Consider the following 15,937-nt stretch of genomic DNA (forward strand, 5'->3'; position numbering starts at 1 on the left):
GGCGGCTCTATAGCACGCACCGGGCGGGGCGCGACAGGGCGGCACGGGGGGAGCGTGCCGGGGTGGCCAACCGCACTGCCAGTCCCGGGCGAGGGGGGCGCCCGGAAAGGCGGATCAGGCTGCGGCGGCCGCCATCGGCAGGCGGGCGGTCGCGCCAGCCATCGCCGTCACCGGCATCTCCTGCTCCTCGACCCAGCGCCAAGCGCTCGGATCGGCGAAGAGGGCACGCAGCACGCGATTGTTCAGCCCGTGGCCAGAGCGGTGGCCCCGGAAGCGCCCGCGGAGCGGCGCGCCGGCAAGGGCGAGGTCGCCCACCGCGTCCAGCAGCTTGTGCCGCACGAACTCGTCGGCATGGCGGAGACCGCCCGGATTGACTACCAGCGGCCCGTCCACCACCACCGCATTGGCCAGCGAGCCGCCGCGGGCGAGGCCCACGGAGCGCAGGCGGGCGATATCCTCCGCCAGGGTAAAGGTGCGGGCATCGGCGAGCACAGCCCGGAAGCCCTCCTCCGTCACCGACATGGACAGCGCCTGTCGGCCGATGGCCGTCGCGCCGAAATCGATGCTCAGCTCCGCCTCGAGGCCGGGGCCGCTGCCGGGGGAGAGCTCGGCCCAGGCCGCGTTCGGCCCCTCGCCATCGGTCACGCGGATGGTGCGCAGCACCTCGATCTTGGCGGCGGGGGCGGCGAGCTCCACCAGCCCCGCGCAGTCGAGCAGGAAGACGAAGGGTGCGGCGGACCCGTCGAGGATAGGAACCTCGGGGCCGTCCACCTCCACCACCGCATCGGTCACGCCAAGCGCGGCGAGCGCCGCCATCACGTGCTCGATCGTGCCGATCCGCGCGTCCCCGTCACCGAGGGCGGTGCAGAGGCGGGTATCAGTCACCGCGTCGAAGCGGGCGGGAATGTCGAGGCCAAGGTCTGTGCGGCGGAACACGATGCCGTCCCCCGCCCGCGCCGGGCGCAGGGTCAGGGAGGCGCGGAGGCCGGAGTGAAGACCCACGCCGACGCAGCCGATCGCGGACTTCAGGGTCCGTGCGCGTGCCGTGTCGATCGGGAAGAAGCCGTCCATCGGGAAACCCCTGGAAAGTCATCGGTACAGAGGAAACGTACCGGCAAGAGGGAACATCGCACCGCACCATGGCCACGGCCAGTCAAGCGTTGTTTCTCCGTATTTCGACGTAACCATCTGATTTTTCTCGGTTTTTCAGAAGCGAAAAGGGCCCCGCCGAAATCCCGGCGGGGCCCCTCTCAACTCGTTCCGCCCCGTCCAGGGCGGGCTTGCCGTGGATCAGTTGCCCTGGCGGCGGAGGAAGGTCGGGATATCGAGGCCCATGCCGTCCTCCTGAGCCTGCGGCCGGGCCGGGGGAGCCGGCGGCGCCTCCGGCTGGTCCGGCAGGGTACGGCGCATGCCGCCGATGCCAGTCGCGCGGCGGAAGATGCCGCCCAGGCCGCCCGTCGGGGCGCCCGGGGCGGGCACCGGCGTGACGCGCGCGGCGGGGGAGGGCTGGGCGTTCGGCGGCGGGGCGGCGGGCGCGGGCTGCACCGGCAGCTCGGCCACAGGCTCCGGCGCGGCGTGCTCCACATTCGCGGGACGGCGGGCGCCCATCGGCAGACGCGGGCTCGCATGCGGCGCCGGCGGCGGCATGGTGGAGGACGGCACCATCGAAACCGGGCGCGGCGCGCCGAGCACGGAGGCCGGGCGGCCGATACCCGGCTGCACCGAGGCCTGGCGCATTGCCGGGGCCTGGCCGGGCACGAAGCCAGGGGCAGCGGCCGGCACGAAGGCGCCGGGCGCCGGCACCGCGCCGCCGCCGATGGCGACCACGCGCTGCGGCTCGGCGGCCTGCTGGGCCTGGGCCTGCGGGTCCACGGCGTCGATGCCGGTGGCCACGACGGAAACGCGCAGCCGCCCGTTCAGCGTCTCGTCCACCGAGGAGCCGAAGATGATGTTCGCATCCTCGTCCACCTCGCGGCGAATGCGGTTCGCGGCCTCGTCGACCTCGAACAGCGTCATGTCGTAGCCGCCGGTGATGTTGATCAGCACGCCGCGGGCGCCGCGCATGGAGGTGTCCTCCAGCAGCGGGTTGCTGATCGCGGCCTCGGAAGCCTTGACCGCGCGGTCCTCGCCCTCGGCCTCGCCCGTGCCCATCATCGCCTTGCCCATCTCCGCCATCACGGTGCGGATGTCGGCGAAGTCGAGGTTCACGAGGCCGGGGTTGACCATCAGGTCGGTCACGCCGCGCACGCCCATGTAGAGGACGTCGTCGGCCATCTTGAAGGCCTCGGCGAAGGTCGTGCGCTCGTTGGCCTTGCGGAAGAGGTTCTGGTTCGGGATGACGATCAGCGTGTCGACATACTGCTGAAGCTCGTCCAGGCCCTGGTCCGCCGCGCGACGGCGCTTGGGGCCTTCGAAGTCGAAGGGCTTTGTCACCACGCCGACGGTCAGCACGCCGCGCTCGCGCGCCATGCGGGCGATCACCGGCGCCGCCCCCGTGCCGGTGCCGCCGCCCATGCCGGCGGTGATGAAGATCATGTGCACGCCCTCGAGGTGGCGCGCGAGGTCCTCGGTCGCCTCCTCGGCCGCCGCGCGCCCGATCTCGGGCTTCGCGCCGGCGCCCAGGCCCTGCGTCAGGTGCGGGCCGAGCTGCACGCGCCGCTCGGCGCGGCTGTTGACCAGCTGCTGCGCATCGGTGTTGGCGACGAGGAATTCCACCCCGTCCAGGCCCATGCCGATCATGTTGTTAACCGCGTTGCACCCGGCGCCACCCACGCCGATAACGGTGATCCGCGGCGTAAAGTCAGTATGCTGCTGACGTGGAATGGTCAGGTTCAGCGTCATCGTTCTAGCCCCCTTCGAAGACGCGATGAATACGAATCGCCCCCGGGTCCTTATGCATCACACACGGTCCCGGAGCCAATTGACTAAACGCGCGAAAACCCCCCGCGATCCCTGCGTGCTGGGATCGAAGTCGAGCACCGGCCGCCCCTCGCCGGCGCCCCAGGCGATGAGGCCGAGGGTCGTTGCAAAACCGGGTGCATGGAAGGCGTCCGGGAGGCCGCGAATCCCCTGCGGGCGGCCCAGCCGGACCCCCCGCGCGAGGATGCGGGTCGCCGCTTCACGCATGCCGACGAGTTGGCTCGCGCCGCCCGTCAGCACCACCTGCTGGCCGGATTGCGGGCCGAGATTGGCGTCCGCCAGGCGGTCGCGGATCAGCTCCAGCGTCTCCTCCACCCTCGGGCGAATGATGGACATCATCTGAGCGCGCGGCACGCGGGCGAGGATCTCCCCATCCTCCCCGATGCGGGACAGCGAGAGCATCTCGCGCTCGTCGTCGATCGAGCCGAACATGCTGCCATGCATGGTCTTCAGCCGCTCCGCCTGGTCGATCGGCGTGCTCAGCCCGCGGGCGAGGTCGTTCGTCACCTGCCACCCGCCGACCGGAACCTGCGCGGTGTGCAGCAGCGCGCCCTCGTGCATGACGGCGAGCGAGGTCGTGCCGCCGCCCATGTCGATCACCGTCGCCCCCAGCTCGCGCTCCTCCTCCGAAAGCGCGGAGAGGGCGGCGGCGAGGGGGGCGGAGACTGGCTCCTCCACCTCCAGGTCGCAGCGCGCGAGGCAGGTGCCGAGGTTACGGAGCGAGGCCGAGGAGGCGTCCACGATGTGCAGCCGGGCGCCGAGGCTCTCGCAGATCATGCCGCGCGGGTCGGTCACGCCGGGCGTGGCATCGAGGGTGAAGCTGAGCGGCAGGGCGTGCACGGCCTCGCGCCCTTCCTCCGCCATCCGGCGCTTTCCCTCGGCGATCACGGCGCGTAGGTCCGGCTCGGTCACGGCGCGGCCGCCGATCGTCCACTGGATGTTGTGCTGGCGGCTCTCGGGCTGCCCGCAGGAGAGATTGGCGATGACCCCGGACAGCTTGACGTCCGCCATCTCCTCCGCATTCGCCACCGCGGCCCGCACGGCGCGCTCGGCCTGGGCGAGATCGACGATATTGCCGCCCTTCACCCCGTGCGAGCGCTGCCAGCCATAGCCGAGCGCGCGCAGCCCGCCGTCGGGCTCCATGCGGACGATGATGCAGACGATCTTCGTGCTGCCGATGTCGAGCACGCCGAAGACGCCTGTTCGCGCCTTCGGGTGGCGCGCGCGCTGCGGCGGCAGCTGCGGGCCGGAACCGGCGCCGTCAACCGGGCGGGAGAGGGCGTTCACCCGCTCCTCCCGGCGCGTGCGCGGGCGGCGGCAGGCGGCTGCTCCGGCGCGGTAGCTCCCCGCAACACGAGGCGGTCCGGCAGGCGGAGGTCCACCACCTGAAGCGGCCGGTCGAGGATCTGGTTCCCCCGCTGCAGCTCCGCCAGACGCTGCAGCGCGGCGTCCTCGTGACCCTCCGGAAGCATCACGTCGGTGCCGCTGTGCAGGCGAAGGTTCCAGCGCCGCTCGCCGATGCGGACCAGCGCCTGGGTGCGGGCCAGCACGTCCGGCGCCTGCTTCAGCAGGTCGTAGAGCGGGGCGGCGGTCTTCTCCGCGCCGGCGCCCACCACGAGGGGCAGGGGGCCGAAGGCGTCCAGCCGGTCGGTTGCGACCGTCCGCCCCTCGCGGTCGATGATCGCGAACCGGCCGTTGTTCTGCCAGATCGCGAAGGGCGCGCGCTCCCGCAGCCGCACGAGCACGAGGCCGGAGAGGTGGCGCTGCACCTCCGCGCTCTCGATCCAGGGAATGGACTCCAGCCGTTCCTTGGCGGTTTGGGGAGCGAAAGCGAGCACGGGGTCGCCGGCGCGCACGCCGATCGCCTCGCGCAGCATGGCGGGCGTCGTGTTGCGCGCGCCCTCGATCCGCACCTCCGTCACCCGCAGCGCGCCCGCCCGCGCCGCGGCACCGGAGGAAGCACGGTCGAAGATGGCGGAGAGCTTGCTCGCGGGGTCGAGGCTGGCGACGCCCATGGCCGCCACGCCGAAGAGCCCGAGCAGCGCCGCCGCCTTCGCCGCCGGGCGCAGCATCGGCCTGCGGCGCCGAAGCCAGAGGCGCAGCGCGCTCGGCCGCTGCGGCTCCTTCGGTGCTGGCCTGGCGCGCACGCCGGACGTCAGCTTACGCGGCATTGCGCAGCTCCTTCGCCCGGTCGCGCGCTACGCCATCATGCCGTGCCTGCCGCACCATCCACGAACACAGTTCCGGGAATGAGATGCCGCAATAGGCGGCCTGCTCCGGCACGAGGGAGGTGGGCGTCATGCCCGGCTGGGTATTCACCTCCAGCAGCACGAGCCCCTCGGCGCCCGGGCGGCTGTCGTCCCAGCGGAAGTCGGCGCGCGAGACGCCGCGGCAGCCGAGCGCGGCATGGGCGGCGACGGCAACCGCCATCGCCCGGTCCCTCACGATATCCGGCACCTGCGCCGGGATGACGTGGCGCGAGCCGCCATCGGAATACTTGGCGTCGTAGTCGTAGAAGGCGTGCCCGGTCGCGATCTCCGTCACCGCCAGCGCGCGGTCCTCCATGACGGCGACCGTCAGCTCGCGGCCGGGAATGTAGGGCTCCGCGATGATCTCGCCCCAGCTCCAGCCGGTCGCGATCTCAGCACGCCGGTTGTCGCCTTCCCGCAGGATGAACACGCCGACCGAGGATCCCTCCCGCACGGGCTTGACCACGTAGGGCAGGGGCAGCGGATCGGCCGCGGCCAGTTCCTCCGCCACCAGCAGCCGGTGCGTCGCGACGGGCAGCCCGGCCGCGGCGAAGGCTGCCTTGGCCGCCGCCTTGTCCATCGCGACCGCCGAGGCGCGCAGCCCGGAATGCGTGTAGGGGATGCCCATCCAGTCGAGCACGCCCTGGATCGACCCGTCCTCCCCGAAGCGGCCGTGGAGCGCATTGAACACGGCGTCCGGCCGCGAGGTGGCGATCCCCGCAACGACGGCGCCGAGGTCCGGCCCTGGGTCGAGGGTTGTCACCTCGTATCCCGCCTCGCGCAGAGCTGCCGCGATCTCCCGCCCGGAGGAGAGCGACACCTCCCGCTCGCTCGACATGCCGCCCAGAAGAACCGTGACGCGCGTCATGCCCGCTCTCCGATGCGCCTGATCTCCCAGTCCAGCGAGACGCCGGAATGGGCCAGCACGGCGGCCCGCACCGCCTCGCCGAGATCCTCGAGATCGGCGGCCGTGGCGTCGCCGGTGTTGAGGAGGAAATTGCAGTGCTTCTCGCTGACCTGCGCGCCGCCCAGCACGCGGCCGCGGCAGCCCGCTGCGTCGATCAGCGCCCAGGCTTTGTGCCCGGGCGGGTTGGCGAAGGTGGAGCCTCCGGTCCGCGCGCGCACGGGCTGCGTCGCCTCGCGGCTCTCGCGGATCTCGACCATGCGCGCGGCAATGGCGCCGGCATCGCCGGGCACCGCGTGGAAGCGCGCCCGCACCACCACGCCACCGGGCGGAAGCTGCGAGCGGCGGTAGGAGAGGCGAAGATCGGCCGCGCGCACCCGCAGCAGCCCGTCCACCGTCGCGATCTCCGCCCAGTCCAGCACGCCCGCCACCTCGGCCCCGTAGGCGCCGGCATTCATCGCCACCGCGCCGCCGATGCTGCCCGGGATGCCCGAGAGGAATTCCAGCCCTGAGAGCGAGGCCGCCGCCGCGTGCTCGGCCACAACGGCATCCAGCGCCGCCGCGCCGGCCACGACGCCGTCCCCTTCGACCTCCACATCCCCGAAGCCGCGCGCGAGGCGCAGCACGATCCCGCGCACGCCGTCATCCCGCACGATGAGGTTCGATGCGGCCCCGATCACCGTGATCGGCAGCGTGGCACGCCGCAGCAGCCGCAGCAGGTCGTCCACATCCGCCGGGCGCACGAGCCAGTCCGCCGCCCCGCCCACGCGGAACCACGTCGCCGGCCCGAGCGCCGCCCCCGCCTGCACACGGCCGCGCAGCGCGGGGAGGGGGCCTTCCGTCATGGCGACGGAAGCGCTCATGCCGCGCCCTTGATCCGGCGCGGCCCGCCGCTCTTCGCCTGAAGCTCCGTCAGCTGCGCCGGCAGCGCGTGCGCCCAGGTGGTGATATTGCCGGCGCCGAGGCAGACCACGTAGTCGCCCGGCCGCGCGATGGCGTGCACCATCTCCGCCAGGTGGTCCGGCCCCGGCAGCGGCACGACGCTGCGATGGCCGTGGGCGCGCAGCCCCTCGACCAGCGCGTCCTGGTCCCGCTCCGGGATCGGCTGCTCGCCCGCGGCATAGACATCGGCCACGATCACCGTGCCCGCGTCGTTCATGCAGGTGCAGAACTCGTCGAAGAGCGCATCGAGGCGGGAGTAGCGATGCGGCTGTACCACCGCGATCACGTCCCGCGCGCCCGCCTGCCGCGCCGCTTTCAGCACCGCCGCGATCTCCACGGGGTGATGGCCGTAGTCGTCGATGACGGTGATGCCGCCGGCCTCGCCCGCCCGGGTGAAGCGGCGCTTGACGCCCTTGAAGGTGGCCAGCGCCATGCGGATCGTCTCCTCCGGCACCTCCATCTCCACGCCAATGGCAATGGCGGCCAGCGCGTTCAGCACGTTGTGCTGGCCGAGCATCGGCAGCCGGAAGGGCTTCAGCGCGCGCGAGCGCCGGTTGAGCCGGTCCTGCACCACCACCTCGAAGGTGGCACCCATGCGGTCAGTGATGACGCGCTCGGCGCGCACGTCGGCCTGGGGGGAGAAGCCGTAGGTGATCAGTCGGCGATCCGACAGGCGCGGGATCATCGCCTGCACCTGCGGGTGGTCGGCGCAGAGCACCGCGAAGCCGTAGAAGGGGATGTTCCCGACGAACTGGGCATAGCCCTCGTTCATGGAATCCGCCGTACCCCAGTGATCCAAATGCTCGGGGTCGATATTCGTCACCACGGCGACGACCGCCGGCAGCTTCAGGAAGGAGCCGTCGCTCTCGTCGGCCTCCACCACCATCCACTCGCCGGCGCCGAGCCGCGTGTTGGTGCCATAGGCGTTGACGATCCCGCCGTTGATCACGGTCGGATCGATCTTCGCCGCCTCCAGCACGCAGGCGACGAGGCTGGTGGTGGTGGTCTTGCCATGGGTGCCGCCCACCGCGATCGACCACTTCAGCCGCATCAGCTCGGCCAGCATCTCCGCGCGGCGGACCACCGGCAGGAAGCGCGCGCGGGCCGCCTGCACCTCCGGGTTGTCCTTCTTCACCGCCGAGGACGTGACGACCACCTGAGCCGCGCCGAGATTCTCCGCGGCATGGCCGATCAGGACCGGGATTCCCGCCTCCCGCAGGCGGGTGACGTTGTATCCCTCCGCGATGTCGCTGCCCTGCACCTGATAGCCGAGGTTGTGCAGCACCTCGGCAATGCCGGACATGCCGATGCCGCCGATACCCACGAAGTGGATAGGGCCGATGTTGAGCGGAAGGGCGCGCATGTCAGGCTGCTTTCCCGAGGGGCGATCCGGACCCACCGCGAAGCGGCGATGCGACGTCGGCCAGTGAGAGGACCCGATCTGCCAATCTCTCGGCGGCGTCGGCCCTGCCGAGAAGTGCCGCAGCACGGGCCGTTTCGTCCAGGGTTTCCGGCAGCAGAAGACAATTTTTCAGCGACACGGCAAGGGATTCGCCCGAGAAGCTGTCCTGGCGCATCAGTTCGGCCGCGCCGTGCTCCGAAAGGGAACGGGCGTTCTCGGTTTGGTGGTCGTCGATCGCGTGCGGGAGCGGAACGAGAATGCTCGGCCGCCCCGCGCAGGCGATCTCCGCGACAGTGGAGGCGCCGGCCCGCGCGATCACGAGATGCGCCGCCGAAAGGCGTCGCGCCACGTCGTCGAAGAAAGTGGCCAGTTCCGCCTTCACGCCCGCCGCGGCATAGGCGGCCTGAACGCGCTCCAGGTCCTCCGCCCGGCACTGCTGCACCACCTCCACCTGTGCCCGCATCTCCGGCGGCAGGGAGGCGACGGCGGCGGGCACCACGTCCGAGAAGACCCGCGCCCCGAGCGAGCCACCGAGCACGAGGAGCCGCATGGTCCCCACCGGCCCCTGGTAGCCCCCCCCGTGCAGAGCCGCGATGGCCGGCCGCACCGGGTTGCCCAGCACCTCCGCCCGCACGCCGGCGGGCACGCGCCGCGTTCCCTCGAAGCAGAGCGCCAGCAGGTCCGCCCCGCGCGCCAGGCTCCGGTTCGCGCGCCCCAGCACCGCGTTCTGCTCGTGCAGCACCACCGCCGGCCGGCGCGAGGCCGGCACGAACCGTGCTGCGACCACCGGCGGCACGGAGGGGTAGCCGCCGAAGCCGACGACGACGGAGGGGTTGAGGTCCAGGAGCAGCCGGCGGGCCTCCATCGCCCCCCGCGCCAGCGCCAGCGCCCCGCGCGCCGCCCCCAGCACGCCCCGTCCGGCCAGGCCCGCGCCCGGCAGGGTGAAGCGCTCCGCATTGGCGAAAACCGCGCTGTTCAGCGCGGAGGAGCGGGCGTCGGTCATCAACGCCACGCGCTCGCCCCGCGCGATCAGCGCGGCGGCGAGCGCCTCGGCCGGAAAGAAGTGCCCGCCGGTGCCGCCGGCGGCAATGACGACCGGCCGCGCCCCCGGGCCGCGCATCAGGTGGCGCCTTCCTCGGACCGGCTCATCCGCTTCCGGCTGAGCGCCAGCAGGAAGCCCATGCCGAGCGCGATGGCGATCACCGAGGACCCGCCATAGGAGACGAAGGGCAGCGTCATCCCCTTCGTCGGGATCAGGTGGAGGGAGGAGGCCATGTTGATGAAGGCCTGCAGCCCGAACTGCGTCAGCAGCCCGGACGCCGCGAGGATCACGTAGAGGTCCGTCTCCGCTAGCAGCCGCATCAGCCCGCGCACCACCACGAAGGCAAACAGCGCGAGGATAAGGAGGCAGACGATCAGCCCGAACTCCTCCCCCACCACGGCATAGACGAAGTCCGCATGGGCGTCGGGCAGCACGGTCTTCATCCGGCCCTCGCCGGGGCCCACGCCCATCATCCCGCCGGCACCGAAGGCCTCCAGCGCCACGTCCACCTGGTAGTTGTTGCCGTGCTCCGGGTAGAGGAAGCGGTTCATGCGGTCGTGGAAGTGGGGGAACAGGAAGTAGGCGCCGAAAAGGGCCGCCACGCTAAATCCGCCGAGCACCGTGACCACTGCCATGTTGATCCCCGCCACGAAGACCTGCGCGAGGAAGACGGCGGTGATGACCAGCAGCATCCCGATATCCGGCTGCCGCTGCAGCAAGAGCGCGACGAAGCCGTAGAGCGCGACAACCAGCGCCCAGGCCACCCAGGCCTTGCGCCCGGCCATCTTCGCCTCGGCGATCAGCCAGGCCGCGACCACGGCGAAGCAGGGCTTGAGGAATTCGGAGGGCTGAAGGGAGCCGATCAGTGGCACGTTCAGCCAGCGCCGGGCGCCCTTCACCTCGGCGCCGATCAGCAGCGTTGCGATGGTCAGCACCAGCGCGCCCACGAAGCCGAGCAGCGCGAGCCGCCTCACCCCCTTCGGGCTCAGCAGCGAAACGGCGGCCATGACCGTCGTCGCCATCACCAGGAACATCACCTGCTTGGCGAAGAACAGGTTGCGCGAGGACGCGCCGATGCGCTCCGCCACGGCCGGCGCGGCCGCCAGCACCATGAGGTAGCCGAAGCCGACCAGCGTCAGCAGCGCGGCCAGGGTCCAGCGATCAACGCTCCACCACCAGCGGCCCAGGGTGGAGGTATCGGCGCGGGAGAGTGCCATCAGGCGGCCTCCGCTTCACGGTTGGAAAGGGCGGCGACGAGGGCGCGGAAGGCATCGCCCCGCGCCTCGAAGCTGCGGAACTGGTCGAAGGAGGCGCAGGCCGGCGAGAGCAGCACGGCGGGCGCCCCGGTGCGGCGGGCCGCCTCCAGCGCGGCCGGCACGGCGGCCTCCAGCGTGCCGAGGATCCGGTGCGGCACGCCATGCGCGGCGAGCGTCGCCGCAAATTCCTCCGCCGCCTGCCCGATGAGCAGCGCCTCGGCGATCCGGGGGAAGAAGCGCGCGAGCGGCTCGATCCCGCCGGCCTTGGGAACGCCGCCCGCGATCCAGACCAGCCGATCGTGGCAGGCCAGCGCATAGGCCGCGCTGTCCGCGTTCGTCGCCTTGCTGTCGTTGAGGAAGGCGACGCCGCCGACCGCACCCACCTTCTCCTGCCGGTGCGGCAGGCCGGGATAGGTCAGCAGCGCCGACCCGACCGTCGCACGGTCGATCCCGAGAGCGAAGGCGAGCGCCACGGCCGCAGCCGCGTTCTGCGCATTGTGGATGCCGGGCAGGGAAGGGGCCTCGGAGAGGTCGGCGATCACCCCGGCATCATCCCGCAGCAGCGTGCCCTGCGCCCATACGCCGCCCTTCTGCGGCGCGCTGCCCGAGATCGGCACCACCCGCGCGCCATGCGGCACGGCCGGCGTCAACGGATCGTCCATCCCAAGCACCGACACGGCGTTGCCCACCAGAACCCGCGCCTTCGCCGCCGCATAGCCTGCCATGTCCCCGTGCCGGTCGAGATGGTCCGGGGAGAGGTTCAGCAGCGCGCCAAGATCGAAGCGCGCCTCATCCAGCCGCTCGGCGGAGTAGGAGGACATCTCGAGGATATAGACCCCTTCATCCCCCAGCACGGGCATGTCGAGCGCCGGCGGGCCGAGATTTCCGCCCGTCGCCACCACCATCCCCGCCGCGCGGGCGATGTGGTCCAGCAGCGCCGTGGTCGTGGACTTGCCGTTCGTGCCCGTGATCCCCGCGAAGCGCGCCCGGCTGCCCGCCGCCCGCACGGCGCGGAACAGGAACTCCACGTCGCAGAGCACCGGCGCGCCGATCGCCTCGGCCCGCTGCGCCAGCGGATGCGCCCGCGGCCTGCGATGCGGGATGCCCGGCGAGATCAGCAGGATATCGAAGCCCTTGGGCTGGCCGATCGCGATCCCGGCCGCCGCCGCAGCGGCCCGCGCCGCCTCGCCGTCGTCCCAGGCCGTGACCTCGGCGCCCCACTCGCGCAGCCGGCGCGCCGCCGGCATCCCCGCCCGCCCCAGGCCAAGAACGACGATCCGAAGGCCGGCGAAGGGCTGCATCCCGCTCACCGGATCTTCAGGGTGGAGAGGCCGATGAGGGCCAGGATCATCGAGATGATCCAGAAGCGGATCACGATGGTTGGCTCCGACCAGCCCTTCTTCTCGTAGTGATGGTGCAGCGGCGCCATGAGGAACACCCGCCGCCCCGTGCGCTTGAACCAGAAGACCTGGATGACGACCGAGAGCGTCTCCACCACGAACAGCCCGCCGACGATGGCCAGCACCACCTCGTGCTTTGTGGCGACGGCCACGGCACCGAGCGCGCCCCCGAGCGCCAGGCTGCCCGTATCGCCCATGAACACCGCCGCCGGCGGTGCGTTGAACCACAGGAACCCCAGCCCCGCCCCGATCAGCGCGGAGCAGAACACCGCCAACTCGCCCGTGCCCGGCACGAAGTGGAGCTGCAGGTATTCCGAGAAAACGCGGTTGCCGACGAGATAGGCGATGAGCGCGAAGACGCCCGCCGCGATCATCACGGGCACGATGGCCAGCCCGTCCAGCCCGTCCGTCAGGTTCACCGCGTTGGAGGCGCCGACCATCACCAGCATGCCCACCAGCGGGAAGAAGATGCTGAAGGGGATCAGCAACTCCTTGAAGACGGGAACCGTGAGGCTCTGGTTCAGCTCCGGCGGCACGAAGTAGAGGATGACTAGCGCCACGATCAGCGCCAGGCCGAACTGCACCACCAGCTTGCCCCGGGCGGAGACGCCCTTCGTGTTCCGCTTCGTCACCTTCAGCCAGTCGTCCGCGAAGCCCAGCAGCCCAAAGCCGAGGGTGAGCACCAGCACCGCCCAGACCATGCCGTTGCGCAGATCCGCCCAGAGAAGGGTGGAAACCGTCAGCGCCATGAGGATCAGCACGCCACCCATTGTGGGCGTGCCCTTCTTCTCGATGAGGTGTCGCTCCGGACCATCGGCGCGGATCGGCTGGCCGCCGCGCTGAAAGCCGCGCAGCCCGCGGATCACCATCGGCCCGAACATGAGCGAGACGACCAGCGCCGTCAGGCAGGCCGCGCCCGCCCGAAAGGTGAGATAGCGGAAGAGGTTGAAGATGATGAAGTCGCCGGGTGTCGCGAGAAGCGCGGGGATCATGCCGCCTCTCCCCGTCCCGCGGCGCCCTGCGCCTTGATCGCCCGCACCACCGCCGCCATGCGGCTGCCGAGCGAGCCCTTCACCAGCACCGCATCGCCCGCGCGCAGCGCCTCGGCCACGATCGGCGCCAGCGCCTCGCTGTCCTCTGCGTGCGCGCCGCGCCGCCCAGCCGGCAGCGCCGCGTACAGCGCCGCCATCTGCGGCCCGCAGGTAAACACAAGATCGGCGCACGCCGCCGCATCCGCCGCCAGCGCAGCGTGCATCGCGACGCCCTCATTCCCGAGTTCCAGCATGTCGCCCATCACGGCAATCCGCCGCTTCCCTTCCTGAGCCGCCAGGACGGCAAGGGCCGCACGCATGGAGGTCGTATTGGCATTGTAGGATTCGTCGAGCAGCAGCGCCGCCCCGCCGACCAGGGGGATGGAAACCCGCGCCCCCCGCCCGGCCAGAGCGGCGAAGCCCGCCAGCCCTTCCGCGAAGCGCCGGGGCTCTACCCCCAGCGCCCGCGCCGCGGCCATGGCCGCGACCGCGTTGAGCGCCATGTGCCGACCCGGCACGGCCAGCGCAACCTCGATTTCGTCGCCGCCGAGCGCGACGCGGAAGCGTTGCCGGTCCGCCTCACCCGCCCAGCCGACCAGCCGCGCCTCGGCCCGCTCGCCCTCGCCGAACAGCACGGCCCGCACGCCCGCCGCGGCCGCGCGCCGCTGCAGAAGCTCGGCCTGCGTGCCCTCCGCGGGCAGCACCGCGACGCCGCCGGGCTCCAGCCCCTCCAGGATATCCGCCTTCTCCTCGGCGATCGTTTCAAGCGAGCCGAGGCGGCCGAGATGGGCGGGAGCGATCACCGTGATAACGGCGACATGCGGCCGGGCAAGCCGGGCCAGCGGCGCGATCTCGCCCCGCGTGTTCATCCCGATCTCGACCACGCCGAAATCGGCCTCGACCGGCATCCGCGCCAGCGTCAGCGGCACGCCCCAGTGGTTGTTGTAGCTCGCCGCTGCCGCGTGCACGCGCCCGGCCGCCGAAAGCCCCGCGGCCAGCATCTCCTTCGTGCTCGTCTTGCCGACGCTGCCCGTGACGGCCACGATTCCGGCGGAGGAGCGCGCACGCCCCGCCGCACCCAGCGCAGTCAGCCCCGCCAGCGTATCCGCCACCCGCAGCAGCGGCGCGCCCTCGACCTCATGGTCCACCATCGCGCAGCCCGCGCCGCGACGGAGCGCGTCCGCAACGAAATCGTGGCCGTCGCGCGCGTCGCGGAGCGCGATGAACAGCTCGCCATCGCCAACCGCCCGGCTGTCGATCGACACGCCGGAAACGGCCACGCCCTCCGGCACCTCGCCCCCCGTCGCCGCGCGCAGCGAGGTGGAATCCCACAGCGGCGCGCTCACGCCGCCAGCCCTGCCAAGCGGCGCACCACCGCCACGTCGTCGAAAGGATGCGTCACGCCGGCGATGGTCTGCCCGCTCTCATGCCCCTTGCCGGCCACCGCCAGCACGTCGCCCGGCCCCAGCGCGCCCATCGCTTCCGCGATCGCCGCCTCCCGTCCTCCGATCTCGACGCCGCCCGGGCAGGCCGCGAGGACGGCGGCGCGGATCGCGGCCGGGTCCTCGCTGCGGGGGTTGTCGTCCGTCACCACCACGCGGTCCGCCAGCGCCGCGCAGGCCGCACCCATCAGGGGCCGCTTGCCGGGATCGCGATCCCCGCCGGCGCCGAACACCACGTGCAGCCGCGCCGCGTGTGGCCGCAGCGCCGCCAGCAGTCGCTCCAGCGCGTCCGGCGTATGCGCGTAATCGACATAGACGGCCGCCCCGTTCGGCAGCCGCGCCGCCAGCTCCATCCGCCCGCGCACGCCGGACAGCCGGGGCAGGGCGGCGAGCACGCGATCCGCGGGCGTGCCCGTCGCCACCGCCAGCGCCGCCGCGACGAGCACGTTATCCGCCTGGTAGCGCCCGACAAGCGGCAGCCGTACCACCTCCCGCCGGCCAAAGAGGGAGAGTTCGATCTCCTGCCCCTCCGGCAGCGGCGCGTGGCGCAGCAGCCGCGCATCCTCTCCTGCCTCGCCTACCGTCAGCAGCCGCAGCCGGCGCGCGGCCGCGATGCGGCGCAGCACCTCCAGCGTCTCGGCGTCCATATCCGCGTTCACCACCGCGGGGCGTCCGGCCTCCAGCAAGGTGTCGAACAGCCGCAGCTTCGCCGCGCGATAGGCCTCGATCGTGCGGTGATAATCGAGGTGGTCGCGCGTCAGGTTCGAGAAGCCGGCGCCTGCCAGCACCACCCCGTCCAGCCGCCGCTGCTCCAGCCCGTGGGACGACGCCTCCATCGCCGCATGCGTCACCCCGCCGCGCGCGAGCCCGGCCAGCGTCGCGTGCAGCGAGACCGGGTCCGGCGTCGTCAGCGAGGGCCCCTGCGGGAACCCCTCCGCCACCAGCCCGAGCGTGCCCATCGAGGCCGCGCGCGCGCCGCCGTCCGACCAGATCTGCCGCAGGAAATCCGCCGTGCTCGTCTTCCCGTTCGTGCCGGTCACGGCCACCACGGTGCCGGGCTGCGCGCCGTGGAAGCGCGCGGCCATCTGCGCCAGCGCCCGGCGAGGGTCCGGTGCCGTCATCAGCGCCCGCGGCGGCACGCCCGGCGGCCACTCCGTCCCCTCGGGCGCGAGGACCGCGATGGCCCCGCGCCGCACCGCATCCGCGATGTGCTCCCGCCCGTCCGTCCGCGCACCGGGCAGCGCCGCGAAAAGCGAGCCCGGCACCACCTGCCGGCTATCCGCCGTCAGCCCCGTGATCTCCGGCCGTCCCTCATACCGCGCGGCGATGGGATCGAGCGGAGACATCAGC

13 protein-coding genes are annotated in these 15,937 nt (G+C 72.2%); all 13 read right to left on the bottom strand.

Features of this window, described 5'->3' with window-relative positions:
* Positions 1-114: 114 nt before the first annotated feature.
* A complete protein-coding gene (gene lpxC, locus BO39_RS00230) occupies positions 115-1,071 on the bottom strand; it encodes a UDP-3-O-acyl-N-acetylglucosamine deacetylase (RefSeq protein WP_043828924.1) in 957 nt (318 codons plus the stop codon).
* A gap of 219 nt (positions 1,072-1,290) precedes the next feature.
* Positions 1,291-2,841, bottom strand: coding sequence for a cell division protein FtsZ (gene ftsZ / locus BO39_RS00235; RefSeq protein ID WP_043828925.1), 1,551 nt, complete (start codon positions 2,839-2,841; stop codon positions 1,291-1,293).
* Positions 2,842-2,898: 57 nt separating this feature from the next.
* Entirely contained in the window at positions 2,899-4,206 is a 1,308-nt protein-coding gene (gene ftsA, locus BO39_RS00240; protein WP_043828927.1) for a cell division protein FtsA, read from the bottom strand.
* Positions 4,203-5,090: a cell division protein FtsQ/DivIB gene (locus tag BO39_RS00245; RefSeq protein WP_084697725.1), complete on the bottom strand. Its 888-nt coding sequence runs from the start codon at positions 5,088-5,090 to the stop codon at positions 4,203-4,205. Before BO39_RS00245 ends, ftsA begins: the two co-directional genes overlap by 4 nt.
* Positions 5,080-6,036: a D-alanine--D-alanine ligase gene (locus BO39_RS00250; RefSeq protein WP_043828929.1), complete on the bottom strand. Its 957-nt coding sequence runs from the start codon at positions 6,034-6,036 to the stop codon at positions 5,080-5,082. The genes BO39_RS00245 and BO39_RS00250 overlap by 11 nt, the downstream gene beginning before the upstream one ends.
* Positions 6,033-6,935, bottom strand: coding sequence for a UDP-N-acetylmuramate dehydrogenase (gene murB, locus BO39_RS00255; protein WP_043828931.1), 903 nt, complete (start codon positions 6,933-6,935; stop codon positions 6,033-6,035). Before murB ends, BO39_RS00250 begins: the two co-directional genes overlap by 4 nt.
* Positions 6,932-8,377: a UDP-N-acetylmuramate--L-alanine ligase gene (gene murC / locus BO39_RS00260; RefSeq protein WP_043828933.1), complete on the bottom strand. Its 1,446-nt coding sequence runs from the start codon at positions 8,375-8,377 to the stop codon at positions 6,932-6,934. Before murC ends, murB begins: the two co-directional genes overlap by 4 nt.
* Position 8,378: 1 nt before the next feature.
* A complete protein-coding gene (gene murG / locus BO39_RS00265; RefSeq protein ID WP_052401241.1) occupies positions 8,379-9,536 on the bottom strand; it encodes an undecaprenyldiphospho-muramoylpentapeptide beta-N-acetylglucosaminyltransferase in 1,158 nt (385 codons plus the stop codon).
* Positions 9,536-10,678: an FtsW/RodA/SpoVE family cell cycle protein gene (locus tag BO39_RS00270; RefSeq protein WP_156963342.1), complete on the bottom strand. Its 1,143-nt coding sequence runs from the start codon at positions 10,676-10,678 to the stop codon at positions 9,536-9,538. The genes murG and BO39_RS00270 overlap by 1 nt, the downstream gene beginning before the upstream one ends.
* Positions 10,675-12,015 carry a UDP-N-acetylmuramoyl-L-alanine--D-glutamate ligase gene (gene murD / locus BO39_RS00275; RefSeq protein WP_043828937.1) on the bottom strand — a complete coding sequence of 447 codons (1,341 nt, stop codon included), beginning with the start codon at positions 12,013-12,015 and terminating at the stop codon, positions 10,675-10,677. The genes BO39_RS00270 and murD overlap by 4 nt, the downstream gene beginning before the upstream one ends.
* A gap of 5 nt (positions 12,016-12,020) precedes the next feature.
* The gene (gene mraY / locus BO39_RS00280) at positions 12,021-13,106 is read right to left on the bottom strand and encodes a phospho-N-acetylmuramoyl-pentapeptide-transferase (protein ID WP_043828940.1); all 1,086 of its coding nucleotides are present in this window, start codon (positions 13,104-13,106) and stop codon (positions 12,021-12,023) included.
* Positions 13,103-14,491 carry a UDP-N-acetylmuramoyl-tripeptide--D-alanyl-D-alanine ligase gene (locus tag BO39_RS00285; protein WP_043828942.1) on the bottom strand — a complete coding sequence of 463 codons (1,389 nt, stop codon included), beginning with the start codon at positions 14,489-14,491 and terminating at the stop codon, positions 13,103-13,105. The genes mraY and BO39_RS00285 overlap by 4 nt, the downstream gene beginning before the upstream one ends.
* A complete protein-coding gene (locus BO39_RS00290; RefSeq protein WP_245614868.1) occupies positions 14,488-15,933 on the bottom strand; it encodes a UDP-N-acetylmuramoyl-L-alanyl-D-glutamate--2,6-diaminopimelate ligase in 1,446 nt (481 codons plus the stop codon). The genes BO39_RS00285 and BO39_RS00290 overlap by 4 nt, the downstream gene beginning before the upstream one ends.
* Positions 15,934-15,937 lie beyond the last annotated feature (4 nt).

Source organism: Roseomonas aerilata DSM 19363 (assembly GCF_000711725.1).
Taxonomy (GTDB): domain Bacteria; phylum Pseudomonadota; class Alphaproteobacteria; order Acetobacterales; family Acetobacteraceae; genus Roseomonas; species Roseomonas aerilata.